This is a genomic window from Paraburkholderia sp. BL23I1N1, assembly GCF_003610295.1.
GTDB lineage: Bacteria > Pseudomonadota > Gammaproteobacteria > Burkholderiales > Burkholderiaceae > Paraburkholderia.
Map to the genome: position 1 here is coordinate 2238841 of NZ_RAPV01000001.1, position 13415 is coordinate 2252255.

The 13415-nt window shown below is 59.9% G+C and carries 13 protein-coding genes; 10 read left to right on the top strand and 3 right to left on the bottom strand.

Features of this window, described 5'->3' with window-relative positions; genetic code table 11:
* Positions 1-10: 10 nt before the first annotated feature.
* The 3 genes from B0G76_RS10535 to B0G76_RS10545 are packed head-to-tail and all read right to left on the bottom strand — an operon-like array spanning position 11 to position 3189.
* Positions 11-982 carry an ExeA family protein gene (locus tag B0G76_RS10535; RefSeq protein WP_120291908.1) on the bottom strand — a complete coding sequence of 324 codons (972 nt, stop codon included), beginning with the start codon at positions 980-982 and terminating at the stop codon, positions 11-13.
* Positions 972-2609, bottom strand: a complete 1638-nt coding sequence (locus B0G76_RS10540) for an IS481 family transposase (RefSeq protein ID WP_220700785.1) — start codon at positions 2607-2609, stop codon at positions 972-974. Before B0G76_RS10540 ends, B0G76_RS10535 begins: the two co-directional genes overlap by 11 nt.
* A 4-nt stretch (positions 2610-2613) precedes the next feature.
* Positions 2614-3189, bottom strand: coding sequence for a recombinase family protein (locus B0G76_RS10545; protein WP_120291912.1), 576 nt, complete (start codon positions 3187-3189; stop codon positions 2614-2616).
* Between the two features lie 181 nt (positions 3190-3370).
* On the opposite strand from B0G76_RS10545, the gene B0G76_RS43650 reads away from it, so the two are divergent.
* The 10 genes from B0G76_RS43650 (at position 3371) to B0G76_RS10590 (ending at position 13388) form a co-directional block, all read left to right on the top strand.
* On the top strand, positions 3371-3712 hold the full coding sequence (locus B0G76_RS43650; protein ID WP_259460543.1) for a hypothetical protein: 342 nt from the start codon (positions 3371-3373) through the stop codon (positions 3710-3712).
* Positions 3709-3957 carry a biotin/lipoyl-containing protein gene (locus B0G76_RS43655; RefSeq protein WP_409076705.1) on the top strand — a complete coding sequence of 83 codons (249 nt, stop codon included), beginning with the start codon at positions 3709-3711 and terminating at the stop codon, positions 3955-3957. The genes B0G76_RS43650 and B0G76_RS43655 overlap by 4 nt, the downstream gene beginning before the upstream one ends.
* A 450-nt stretch (positions 3958-4407) precedes the next feature.
* Positions 4408-4713 carry a non-heme iron oxygenase ferredoxin subunit gene (locus tag B0G76_RS10555; protein ID WP_120291916.1) on the top strand — a complete coding sequence of 102 codons (306 nt, stop codon included), beginning with the start codon at positions 4408-4410 and terminating at the stop codon, positions 4711-4713.
* Positions 4714-4749: 36 nt separating this feature from the next.
* Positions 4750-5976, top strand: coding sequence for an NAD(P)/FAD-dependent oxidoreductase (locus tag B0G76_RS10560; protein ID WP_120291918.1), 1227 nt, complete (start codon positions 4750-4752; stop codon positions 5974-5976).
* Between the two features lie 18 nt (positions 5977-5994).
* A complete protein-coding gene (locus B0G76_RS10565; protein ID WP_120291920.1) occupies positions 5995-7287 on the top strand; it encodes an aromatic ring-hydroxylating dioxygenase subunit alpha in 1293 nt (430 codons plus the stop codon).
* The gene (locus B0G76_RS10570) at positions 7288-7797 is read left to right on the top strand and encodes an aromatic-ring-hydroxylating dioxygenase subunit beta (protein ID WP_120291922.1); all 510 of its coding nucleotides are present in this window, start codon (positions 7288-7290) and stop codon (positions 7795-7797) included.
* 50 nt (positions 7798-7847) lie between these two features.
* Positions 7848-10253: a xanthine dehydrogenase family protein molybdopterin-binding subunit gene (locus B0G76_RS10575; protein WP_120291924.1), complete on the top strand. Its 2406-nt coding sequence runs from the start codon at positions 7848-7850 to the stop codon at positions 10251-10253.
* Positions 10253-11092 (top strand): xanthine dehydrogenase family protein subunit M, encoded by an 840-nt coding sequence (locus B0G76_RS10580; RefSeq protein WP_120291926.1) that lies wholly within the window; start codon positions 10253-10255, stop codon positions 11090-11092. The genes B0G76_RS10575 and B0G76_RS10580 overlap by 1 nt, the downstream gene beginning before the upstream one ends.
* Positions 11093-11105: 13 nt before the next feature.
* The gene (locus B0G76_RS10585) at positions 11106-12323 is read left to right on the top strand and encodes a 2Fe-2S iron-sulfur cluster-binding protein (protein ID WP_183082199.1); all 1218 of its coding nucleotides are present in this window, start codon (positions 11106-11108) and stop codon (positions 12321-12323) included.
* 99 nt (positions 12324-12422) lie between these two features.
* On the top strand, positions 12423-13388 hold the full coding sequence (locus tag B0G76_RS10590) for an amidohydrolase family protein (protein WP_120291930.1): 966 nt from the start codon (positions 12423-12425) through the stop codon (positions 13386-13388).
* Positions 13389-13415 lie beyond the last annotated feature (27 nt).

Consider the following 13415-nt stretch of genomic DNA (forward strand, 5'->3'; position numbering starts at 1 on the left):
CTGACGGAAGTCAGATCGGCAGCCCGGCCGCGAGCATCCTGTCCCGCAACGTCGCGGTCCGCACCGGGTCCAGTGAGTTGCTGAAGAGCGCCTTGATCTCCGCCGGTTTGGCGTCGAACTGCTCCACGAGGTCTTTGACGCGATAGCCGTGACGGGTCAGGGTCGGCTCCAGGTCGTCAAGCTGACGCGACAATACGGATTCGACCAGCGCGGCTGAAACCGGCTTCTCGGCAGTGAGGTATCCGGCCTCGAACGCCAGAGCCAGATGCAACTGGATTTGTAACGGCGTGCGCGACTTGGTGGCCAGCAGGTCGATGGCTTCCTCGGTCAGAATCGAATCGACGTCGGTCCCGTCACCGGCGCACGCTCCGATCAGCCAGTGGATGTACTCGCGCTGGCTGCCGGTGATGCCGTCCAGCGAGAAGATGTCCGTGCGGTAACCGATCTCTTCCATCGTCGCACGCCGCAAATCGTTGCGCAGTTTCGGGTGACCCGCGAGGATCACCGACAGGCTCCCGTCACCGTCCTCGACCAGCTCCATCAGGCGCTTCAGGCCCGTCAGGGTATTGCCGTTCAGGTCATGGGCTTCGTCGACGAACAATGCGACCGGACGCCTGTTCTTCTTCACCAGCTCACGCAGGTCGCGCTCGCGCTTCTCGCCCTGCGTCGGAATGCGGACCTGCTTTTCAGTCGAGAGGTCATAGAACAGCGCCGCAATGAACGTCGCCAGCTTGATGCGATGCTTCTCGATCGCGAGCGACTTGGAGACGCTGACGCGCTTCTCATCCTCGAGCGCCTGCTGAAGCCGGCGCAGCATCATCGTCTTGCCGCTGCCGATGACGCCACATACCGCAATCAGCCGTCCTTCGAAGATTGCTCCCTTGATGTCTTTCATCAATTGCTGATGGTGCGTGGTCTCAAAGTAGCCGGCCTGATTCAGCGGCACCGTCAATCCATAATGCTGCATCACTTCAGCTCGCATGTTCTTCTCCTGACTTCTTATGGCGGAAATAGTCCCGAACGCGTGCCAGCACGATGCGGCGGACGAGTGTCTCGGCCAGCACCTGGTCGATGAACAGGCGATCTTGCGGTGGCAGCTTCGCAAGCGGCTGCGCCAGATCGTCGGCGATCGCGAGCTTGGCCGCGATCGCGCTGGGGAACCGGTATTCGTGCGCGTCGGCATCGAACGGCTGATGCGGCAACGGCGTGGGTGTCGTCGCGGAAGGCGCGAGCCGAACATCGTCGCCGGCAAGCGCGGCGATCGGTAAGCCGAGCTGGTCAGCCAGCGAGCGGATACGGTCAGCGCGTTCGTCGGCCTTGCCGCGTTTGAATGCGCGATAGCGATGCAGCGGGATCGGGCCGGACACCGGGTAGTACGGGCCGAATCGCTCGCCGTCGAACTCGGCATACAGTTCATCGTCGAACAGCCCCCACAGCAGCACCACCGTCTCGCCGGCCATGTCGGGTTCGACCTCGTAAGCGGTGCCGTCGATGATGATGCGCGCATCAATGCCGACCTTGCGCCGCTCCGGTTCGCGGGCGAAACGGCAGAATTGCTCCCATGTGCACATGTCCCGGATGCCCTCCGCCGGCAGGCGGGCGAGCCAGTCCTCCAGGCGCGAGTGCTTTTCGGACCGGTGCCGCTGATCGTTGTAGCGCAGCAGATAGCGCAACAGCCACTCGTTCGCCTGCGCCTCGGTTTCCGGCTTGTGGAAGTGGTACAGCGTTTCGTGCGCTTCCTTGACGGTACGAAACGGCCGCTCGACCTTGCCTTTCGAGCGCGCCGTCGTGCGCCTGCCGTCCTTGCCGGCGGGGAGGTGCGTCTGCCATTCGATGTCGAGCGCCTGCATGACGTTCTGGAACACCCGGCTTTTCGCGACCGGGCCATTGTCCAGATAGATCATCTTCGGCCGGCCCTGAAACGGGAAACCCGGATCGGCTTTCGGGGCCATCGCGTTGAACAGGAAACGCAGCGCCGATTCCGCATCCTCGCCGTACACGCAGCGGTATTCCTGGTAGGCGGTACCGCTACGATCGTCGACCACGCTGAACAGCATCAGGGTCGGCTCGCCTTTGGTCGGGTCGATCCAGTCTGGACGGTCGATGTGCTTCAGATCGGAGGGCGACAGATCGAACTGCCAGCAGTCATTGCTGCGTTCGGCCTGGAAGCGCACTGCGGGCGGCTGCCGCAACAGATGCGGCTGATCGAGCCGCAGCGCTGACAGGTAATGGTTGATCGTCGGTACGCGCAGCACTCCCCTGGGCGCCTTGACCAGGCCCTGCACGGTTTCGACGCCGTAGTCCTCCAGCAACTCGATCGCCCGTTTGGTCGAGAGGTGCCGCCCCTGCTTGTTCGTGGTCCGTAATTTGAGCGCCGCGATCAGTTCGCAATAGCGCTCCAGTTCTGCCTGCTGCAACACGCGCGGTTTGCCGTAGTCAGCCCGATGTGCGGAATGTGGCTGCTGGAAACGATGCAACGCGCGATACACTCTGGTCGGGGACACGCCATACAGCTCGGCAACCGCCGCGACCTGGGCGGCCCGCTCGGGGCTTTTGTGCGGCAGACGGTCGAGCCGCTGCCGCAGTTGCATCAGCGAGTCGGGCGGAATCGCCTTACGCCGCCCGCTGGGCATTGCGTTCCGCCTCGGTCAGGTAGTTGTACAACGTCGAGCGGCCAATGCCCATCAGCCGGCAGATTTCTTCGACAGTGTGGCGGCGCTCGTGGTAAAGCTGCATCGCCAGTTCCTGTCTGGCCGGATCGAGCCTCTTCTTGCGTCCGCCTTTATGGCCGCGTGCGCGGGCCGCCGACAGGCCGGCGCGGGTGCGTTCGCGGATGAGGTTGCGCTCGAACTCCGCCAGGGCGCCGAACAGGTGAAATACGAGGCGGCCACCGATCGATGCGGTGTCAATGCTCTCCTGCAAGCTGCGCAGGCCGACGCCCGCGGCATCAAGTCGCTCGACCAGGTAAATCAGATCCTTCAACGAACGCCCGAGCCGGTCCAGCCGCCATATCACGACCGTGTCACCGGATCGCAACACGGCAAGCAGCGCGGTCAATCCCGTGCGTTCGGCTTTCGCCCCGCTTGCGGTGTCTTCGAAGACGCGTTCACACCCGGCCGTGGCCAACGCATCGCGTTGCAGGTCGAGATGCTGGTCGTCCGTCGAGACACGAGCGTATCCGATCAACATACGATTTCCAGCTTGTCCGCTGAAAATTCAGCATAGTCGGACATTGAAAAATGGAAACTGATCCTGGATGCTTTTTACAAGGCTTCCCGCGATACCGGGCTCCCGGCTACTCGGCATCCATCAAACCATCGTTTGCTGGACCTGGCTGGAAACTGTAACCGATACTACATGGCTGAGTACCGTGCACCACGACGACCACACCGCGGCAGGCTTTGTTCTCGTGATCCTGGGGATGATGGTTGGCTTCTTCGCAGGAACGCGAACACGGGAATACGGCATGATCGGCTTCGGCGGCATGATGGGTCTCGTCGCCTATCTGATCCTTGAGGCGTGGGGCTGGCCTGTGCTGATTGGGGTGTGGGTCGCCCTGATCGCGGCGCAATGGGCCATGGATGCTATCAAAGGACGTCGCAAGAACGGCTTCGCCGTCAACGCGACCGTAAGCCATGTGACGTGTCCCAGCCCTGTCAGGCAACCGCCCCGGCCTTGCAACCGCAAGCCGCAAGCGGCAGCACGTTGGTGAAAGTGCCGGACATCGCCTTCAAGGGCATGTCAGTCGTCGAAGTCCTCGTAAAGGAAGGCGATACGGTCGAAGCCGAGCAGTCGCTCGTCTCGCTCGAATCCGACAAGGCGGCGATCGACGTGCCAAGTCCGGTCGCCGGCGTCGTCAAGCAGTTGAAGCTGAAGGTCGGCGATGCCGTGTCGGAATGCGTCCCGATTCTCGCGCTGGAGAGCGCAGGCGCCCCCGCGAAGCAGGAAGCATCGTAGCCGGCGGCTCAAAAGCCGTCCGATGCGTCTGATCCAGCCGGTTGCAAACAATATGAGCAGGCGGAAATGGAATGCAAGCACGGTTGCAGATAGTGCGAGCACGCGCCCTCCGGCAGTTGCAGTTATTTCGAGCCGGAAACTGCGTCGATTGCAGCCTTGCGCTTCTGGTCGCGCGGAACTGCGGCGTGCTGTTCCGTCCGCATCCCTTCGTCTCCGCCAGCAATGGCGGTGGAGCCCCGCAGAGTCAAGGCTCTGCGAGATCTGCGTTGGGCTTTCGTCTTCATCATCATACGGCTCACGTTTCTGCCAGCTGTTGATCTCACCTTGCTGCCCTTATCGCGGCAAAACCCACTTTCGAAGGGTAAACGATAATTTTGGCTCTATTGACTCAAGGTGAATTACTGATACCATCAATTCATCAGCATACTGATCAATTATCAAGGCAAAGCGATGACACTCAAATTCGCAGCAAATCTTGACGATCTGAACCCGGATGAGCCTTACGCGGCAACGGTCGACAAGGAGCAGATCGCGCTGTACCTCGTAGATGGCGAGGTCTATGCGACGCACAACGTGTGCACGCATCAGTTTGCGCTGCTTAGCGACGGTTTCCTCGAGGACGGATGCATTGAGTGCCCGCTTCATCAGGGGAAATTCGACGTGAAGACCGGCGCCGCGCTTTGTGCGCCGGTGACCGCTTCAATCAGGACTTACAAGGTTCAGGTGGAAGGCGGTGCGGTGATGGTTGAACTCTGAGCTCCATACCTTTTTGACTACGCCAGGAATCCGAAAGTGGAAACGATTTTGATCGTCGGCGCCGGACAGGCAGGCGGCCGCGCAGCCGAAACGCTGAGGGCGCAGGGCTTCGAGGGCTCGGTCCTGCTCGTCGGTGATGAACAGCACAGGCCGTACGAGCGGCCTGCGTTGTCAAAGACGGTGCTGACGACAGCGGACGATAACGAATGCTTCGACGCGTGGCTACATTCGAGCGACTTCTACGCCACCAGAAAGATCGACTGGATCGCAGACGGTGTCGAAAGACTGGATGTGACACGCCGCACTGCGATGCTCAGGAGTGGGCGAAGCATCAGCTTCGACAAATGCCTGCTGACTACAGGCGGCCGCGCGCGCCACCTGCCCGGCACGCCTGACAGTCGCCACGTATTCACGCTGCGTACGCTGCCGGACGCGATGCGGGTACGGGAGCGCATGGTCGGCGCGAGTTCGGTGGCCGTCATCGGCGGCGGCTTCCTTGGGCTTGAGTTCGCAGCAAGCGCAAGGGCGCGCGGAATCGATGTCACCGTGGTTGAAGCGGGCGAGCAATTACTGGAGCGCGCGTTGCCGCGCGAATTCTCGGAGCGTTTGCGCGCCAGGCACGAACAGAACGGCGTGAAGTTCATGCTGGGTGCCAGGCTGATTGCCTCGGTGGAACATGCGCCTAGGGTAACGCTGAGCTTTGCCGACCATGCATCGCAGCGGTTCGATTTCGTGGTGGTTGCCATTGGGCAGCAGCCGAATGAAGAGCTCGCCAAAGCGTCCGGCCTGGAGACAGGCAACGGCATACATGTTGATGCGCATTGCCGGACTTCGGGCGCTGATGTCTACGCCGCGGGGGATTGTGCAAATTTCCCATTTGGAGTGTCCGGAAGACGCCTGCGCCTCGAATCATGGCAGAACGCGCAAGACCAGGCGATTGTTGCCGCGCGCAACATGCTGGGCGAGTCGATTGAATATCGGCCGAGCCCCTGGTTCTGGACAGATCAGTATGACTGGAACGTACAGATGCTAGGAATGCTAGACGGCCCAATAGAGCAATGGATCGAGCGCCGGGTATCGAGCGAAAAGGTCCTGCTGATGGGCTTGCGCAACAACGTCATTGTGTATGCGCTCGCAGTCAATAACGGCGGCGAACTGCGTGCGATTCGCCGTCTCGTTGAGGAGGCGGCTCAGGTCGACCCCGAGGCCCTCGTGGACCTGAACGTCAAGTTGCGACAACTTGAACGGAAAGCTCACTCGTAACGCATCCAGGAGAGTACTTTGTATTCGTCAGAGACGGTAATTGGGCTTGGTACGCCGAGCGTCAAAAATAAGCCCATCGAGCAACTGGTCTGGCCGGAAGAAGGCCTTCACGCTATCCCAGACTGGGTCTATACGAGCGACGATGTGTACGCTCGCGAGGTTGAGCGGATCTTTCAGGGCCGTACCTGGAACTTCGTTGCACTGGAGGCTGAAGTGCCCAACAGCGGGGACTACAAACGTTCGTATGTAGGTCCGACGCCGGTGGTCGTCTCACGCGCAGAAGATGGTTCCATCCATGTGTTCGAAAACCGCTGCGCCCATCGTGGCGCCGAATTCTGTCGCCACACGCGCGGCAACAATGCGGAATTCGTTTGCCCGTATCACCAGTGGTCCTATGACCTGAAAGGGAACCTGCAAGGTATTCCGTTCAAACGGGGTGTGAACAAGCTCGGCGGAATGCCGCGCGACTTCCGTAATGAGGACCACGGTCTCAAGAAGCTTGCTGTCACGACGCGCAATGGGGTGGTCTTCGCCTCTTTCACGCACGACATGGAGCCTATTGAGGACTACCTCACGCCAGAAATCCTGAGAGATTTCGACACCGTCTTCAACGGCAAGAAGCTGCGCATCCTCGGGTTTTACAAGAACGAGCTGCCATGCAACTGGAAGATGTACCACGAGAATCTGAAGGATCCGTACCACGCAACGCTGCTGCACTCCTTCCTGGTGGTGTTCGGCTTGCTGGTTGCAGGAAACCGCTCGGCGATGGTGGCCGATAGTAAATACGGCATACACGGCACGATGGCGTCGGCCAAAAGCGATTCACTCTATGCAACTGTGGACGCCGACAAGAAGAAAGAAATGCGCTCGTTCCACGAGGGTATGGTCCTCAAGGATGAGCGGTTCCTTGAGTACGTCAAGGAGTTTGACTCCGAATGGTCGGTGACAATGCAGACGATCTGGCCGAACCTGATTGTCCAGCGTGAAATGAATACCTTGGGGGTGCGGCATATCGTTCCGAATGGTCCGAACAGCATGGTGATGCTGTGGACGATGTTCGGATACGAAGACGACACCGAAGAGACCACGCGTCACCGGCTGCGCCAGGGCAACCTGATGGGGCCGGCTGGATTCCTCGGTCTCGAGGACAACGAAGCCATGAAGTTTGTGCAGGAAGGCGTGCGTCGCTCCGTAACCGATCGCAGCGTGCTCAAACTCGACAGTGAAAAAATTGGAACTGCGGACAATCTGATTTCGGAAGCTGCAATTCGCGCGATGTACAAACACTACCGTGAAGTGATGGGGTTTTAAATGCTGCCAGGATTCGAAAAGAAGCCAATTGCACACGACAAGGCACTTGCTGCGCGCGCAGCCGTGGAAGATTTCCATGCCGAATATTGTGCGGTGCTCGACGGGGGCGACGTTGAGCGGTGGCCGGACTTTTTCACGGAAAACTGTCTTTACCGGGTGACCGAGTACGAAAATGCCGCCCTCGGGTTTCCGGCCGGCCTGGTCTACGCCGAAGGTCGGGACATGCTGCGCGACCGCGCAGTAGCTATTTCCAGAACGCAGATGTTTGCGCCGCGACAGATGCTGCATTTCGTCACCAACGTTCGGATTCTTGACGTGACAGACGAAGAAATCATTGCTCAGAGCAACTACATGTTGATGCAGACCCTCGTCGAAGGTGCGACTTGTCTGCATCAGGCCGGTCGGCTTTTTGACCGCTTTGCTCGAAAGGGCAATGAGCTGCTTCTGAAGGAACGGCAGGCGATTTATGACACGGCGATGATTGCGAACGATCTGGCTTATCCTGTTTGAAGGCGTGATCGGAGAATGTTAATGGCGGGCTACAAACCAGGGGGATGCTTATGAGCCACACTGAACCGACGGAAGCGCCCATCGAAAGTGGCGGCGTCGGCGCCCGCGTGAGGCGTCGCGAGGATGAGCGACATTTGCATGGCAAGGGAAAATTCGTTGCCGACTATACGTTTCCTGATTTGCAGGAAGTGGCGTTCTTGCGCAGCCCACTTGCGCATGCTCGCATCGAGCGCGTCGGCAAACCTGAACGCTTCGCCGACCGTGTCATTGTGCGGGAAGACATGCAGACAGCGGCAGACATTGTGGCCGACTCCAGCTTGCCGACCTACAAGCCTTCGTCGCACCCGCCGCTCGCATCCGGGAAAGTCCGCTTTGTCGGCGAGCCTGTGGCGATGTGTTTCGCGAGTTCCCGCGCCGAGGCCGAGGACATCGCGGAGGAAGTCGAGCTGGATCTGGAGGAGCTGCCTGCGTTGGCGAATGCATTTACAGCACGCGAGCGTACAGACGTGCGGGTGCATGACCACTGGACAGACAATCTCTTCCTCGATCTGAAGGCGGATGTCAATTTCGACGAGCGCTCTAAAGATGCACCCGTCGTCGTCAGGCAAAAGGTCGACCTGGCCCGTCAGTGCATGGTCCCAATGGAAGGCAAGGCTGTGCTGGCCTATTGGGACCACACGCAGGCGCAACTGGTCGTCATTACGTCGACCCAGGTCCCGCACATGATCCGTACGGTGCTTGCGCAATGCCTCGGTATTGACCATGCTCAGGTGCGCGTCATTTCGCCTGATGTGGGCGGTGCATTCGGCTACAAGTGTGTACTTCAGCAGGAAGAGCTCTGCATTGCGTGGCTTGCCCTCACCTACAAACGTCCGTTTCGCTTTATCGAAGACCGTCGCGAGCATTTGATCGCGGGTGCGAATACGCGCCAGCACCACTACGAACTTACCGCGTATGCGGACAACAACGGGCGGCTCCTGGCACTGGACTGCAATCTGTTGATTGACGGCGGCGCATATTCCGCGTGGCCTTTTACGATTGGGCTCGAAACAGGGCAGGCGTTGGGTAACCTGCCTGGCCCCTATGATTTCAGCGGATACCGCTGCCGTACCCAGTGCGCGGCAACCAACAAGCCCGGGTTCCTCCCGTATCGTGGCGTGGCACGCACCGGTGTCTGTTTCGCGATCGAACTGACGATGGACGCCATTGCGCGGGCAGTCGGTCGCGAAGCGTGGGAGGTTCGCTACGACAATCTGATTCGCGGGGCCGACATGCCCTATACGAACGTTGTCAAGAAGCACTACGACAGTGGCGACTTCCAGGAGAGTTTGAAGCGGGCCGCTGAACAGCTTGATGTTGCCAGGTGGCGCCGTCGCCAGAAAGAGGGCGAGCCAGACGGCAGGTTGATCGGTATCGGGTTCGCAACATTCACTGAGCAATCGGCACACGGCACGGCGGTGTTTGCTTCGTGGGGCCTGCCGGTCGTCCCAGGCTACGACCTGGCAACTGTCCGGATCACAGCGGATGGCGGTCTGGAAGTTCGTGCCGGAATCCATTCCCATGGCCAGGGTATGGAAACGACCTTGGCGCAGATCGCAAATGAAGTGCTGGGTGTTCCCATTCAGAAGATCAAGGTCGTGCACGGCGATACGGCTCTCACACCGTACTCGACGGGTACCTACGCCTCTCGCAGCATTGTCATGGCAGGTGGTGCAGTCGCGGCAACGTGCCGTGAACTGGTGCCGCGACTGATCAAAATTGGCGCGCATATCCTGGGTGAACCGGAAGGCGCGGTCCGATTCGAGGCCGGCGAGGTAGTTGGCGCAACGGGACGGGTATCCCTCGCGGAGATCGGTCACGCGTGGTATCTGCGGCCCGAACGCTTACCCCCGGGCGTGGATCTTACCGGGCTCGAAGCAACTCAGGGTTTCAAGCCGAAAGTCGACACCGGCGCGTTCAGCTACGCGACGCATGCGGCCGCCGTGGCGGTTGATACAAAAACGGGCCACGTCGACATCCTGGATTACGTCATCGTTGAAGACTGCGGACGAATGATTAACCCGATGGTTGTCGAAGGCCAGACCATCGGCGGCACGGCACAGGGTATCGGCACCGCGTTCTATGAAGAAACGCTATACGACGATAACGCTCAGCCACTGACGTCCACGCTCGCAGACTACATGTTGCCCGGGCCGACGGAGTTGCCGCCGTTGACCATCATTCATATGGAGACGCCGTCGCCCTACACGGAATTCGGCGCGAAGGGGGTGGGCGAAGGCGGTGCAATCGCACCCCCTGCCACGCTTTTCAATGCGGTGAACGATGCGCTTAGTCCTATTGGAGCACTCGTCAGCGAGACACCCCTCACGCCGCGACGGCTGCTTGCCGCGATTGAGGCGGCCAAAGCGGCCTCGCGCAGCAAGGCAGAAGCAGAACATGCTCACGAGGTGATTTGATGAAGGCCGCTGCTTTTGAATACGTACGCGCCGCTACATTGTCTGACGCGTTACGTGAGTTCGATGATTCGGCGACGGGTGTGAAACCGATCGCCGGTAGCCAGTCGATGGGGCCGATGCTGAATCTCCGTCTGGCGAGGCCATCGCGCGTGGTCGATGTGTCACATGTTGACGAATTGCGCAGTGTCACTGTCGTAGGTGATGTGGTTCGTGTGGGCGCGGCGATCACTCACGCGGAAATCGAGGACGGGAAGTTCGAGCCTTTGCGCAACGGATTTATGCAGTATGTCGCCTCGGGTATTGCATACCGCGCGATTCGTAACAGAGGAACCATCGGCGGCAGTCTGGCGCATGCTGACCCCGCGGCGGACTGGCCGCTGGCGCTTTCAGCCCTCGATGCCCGGCTTGAGCTCGCGAAGGCGGGCAGTACGCGTCAAGTGCGCGCCAGTGAGTTCATGCTGGGCGCCTTTACAACGCTGCTCGAAGACGGCGAGATTATCTCTGCGGTTCTGTTGCCGAAAATCGGGGGCACCCTGCGTTGGGGCTATTACAAGCTTTGCCGTAAGACTGGCGAGTTCGCCCACGCAAGCGCAGCTGCGGCGTTTGACGCGCAAACCGGCCTGGCCCGCGTGGTCCTTGGCGCGCTTGATGGCCCGCCGACCGCATTGGACTCGCTTGCGCAGTCAATCGCGAAGCAGGGGCCAAGTGCCGCCACGCCGGAAGCGATTGCGGCAGGTGTAGCGAACGCGATGCCGAATGCGGATGCCATCGACCGCTCCATGCACGCCGCCACGGTTGAGCGCTGTCTTGCACAAACCTTCGGTTCATCCGCGCGTTAACGCGTGAACAGGAATTTCCATGTCTGTCATTGAACTCACTATCAACGACCGGGCGATACGCGGCGAGGTTGCGCCGCGCACGCATCTGGGCGATTTCCTGCGCGATAACCAGAATCTGACCGGTACCCACCTGGGGTGCGAGCACGGAGTGTGCGGCGCGTGCACCGTCCTTATCGACGGCGAACCGGTGCGTTCCTGCATTACTTTCGCGGTTGCTTGCAACCACCAGAAGGTGCGTACGATCGAAGGGTTCGACGACGATGAACTGATGAAGCGCATCCGTCGATCGTTCTCGGTGCATCACGGCCTGCAGTGCGGCTACTGTACGCCGGGCATGCTCATTACGGCACGCGATATCGTACGTCGTTTTCCTGACGCTGATGAGTCGCGCATCCGTCTCGAGCTGTCCGGAAATCTGTGCCGCTGTACCGGCTACATGGGCATCGTCAACGCTATCAAAGCGGTACTTGGCGACCTGAAAGACAATCCGATCGCTGACGTTCTCACCTTTCCCGCTGCTCCAGTTCGACAAGCGGCGACGCAGGAAGCAGGTGCATTCCAGACATTTGCAGCGGTGGCAGTTGCCCCGTCGACTGCACCGGAACGGGCGCTGCAAGAGGCTAGCGCGGCATCGTCGGTTGCTGCTGCCCAGCCGACGGGTGAGCGCAAAGGCTGGACGGCGATTGATGACAGTTTCGTCGTGCCGTTTCCGCTTGAGCGGGTCTGGGGCTTTATGGGGGACCTTCCTTCCGTCACCGGCTGTCTGCCAGGGGCGGAACTGATCGAGCACGATGCCGAAAAAGTGAAAGGCAAGATCGCCGTCAAATTTGGGCCGATATCGGCGAATTTTGCCGGTGCCGCACGCCTTGAGCGTGATGACGCGGCGTATCGCGCCGTGATGCGAGGCGCCGGCCAGGACAACATCAGCCGCTCGAAAGCGAACGGTGACGTGACCTACGCGTTAAGTGATGAAGCCAACGGAACGCAGACGCGCGTGGCCGTCACGCTCGAATACATGTTGCAAGGACCGCTCGCGCAATTTTCGCGGTCCGGGCTTGTTAAAGACTTTGTTCGACGGATGATTGCTGACTTTGGCATGCGAATTAACGCACAGTTGGGCGGCGTGGATGTGCCGGACTCGGCGGTGCTGCAGACCCGATTCAACGTCGGTAGTCTGGTGTGGAGTGTCCTGTGGGGTCGTATAAAACGGCTCTTTGGCGGCCGCGAATAAATACTGTTGCAACGATAGCGGAAGACGGGGGCGTAGCGTGTCAAGCACGCCGCCTCGCGTTCTTATTATCAGTATACTGATTAAAAACTGGAGTGTGTCGTGAGTAAACGGATTCGGAAGATTGCTTTGGAAGAGCACTTTTCAACGCCTGGCTTCCAGGGCTACTCAAAAAGCTTCACGCAGCACATCGCGCCAGACGTGCTCGCTGATCTTGCAGCCCGGCTTGCGGATTTCGACGAGCAACGGATCGTCGAGATGGACCGCGCCGGGATCGATTACACCATCCTGTCCCAGACTGGGCCGAGCGTGCAGGGTGAGACTGACCCGGCCCTGGCACTTGCTCGCGCCAGAGAGAGCAACGACTTTCTGGCACAACAGATTGCGCGGCACCCGACGCGGTTTGGTGGGTTTGCCACGCTGCCGATGCACACGCCTCGGGGCGCCATTGATGAATTGACCCGCACCGTCCGGGAATTCGGTTTTAAGGGCGCGCTGGTGAATGGGCACACGCTGGGAACGTACTACGATGACCGTGATTACGACCCTTTCTGGGAACGGATGCAGGAACTCGAAGTACCGCTGTATCTGCATCCTACCGATGCGTATGTGATGCCGAAGGTCTTCGATGGCCATCCAGAATTGACGGGTGCCGCGTGGGGGTGGGGTGTTGAAACTGGCAGCCATGCATTGCGCCTTCTCTTCGGCGGTGTCTTCGACCGATTCCCCAAACTGAAAGTCATTCTGGGTCACATGGGTGAGGGCTTGCCCTACCTGCGCTGGCGGTTTGATAGCCGTTTCGCGGTTTACTCGCACGGTATTCATCTCGAACGCGCGCCTTCCGAGTACATCGGAACAAACATCCTGATTACCACTTCCGGTGTGTGCTCGGCGCCATCCCTGCTTGGCGCAATCGGAGAAATGGGCCCGGAGGCCGTGATGTTTTCGGTGGACTACCCGTACGAATCCACGGCGATTGCCGCCGATTTCATTGAGCAGGCGCCGCTCGACGAGCACGTCAGAAATCTCGTTTGCCATGGCAACGCTGAACGTATCTTCAAGCTGTGATGCTGTTTTTTTACCGCGAGCAGCAAA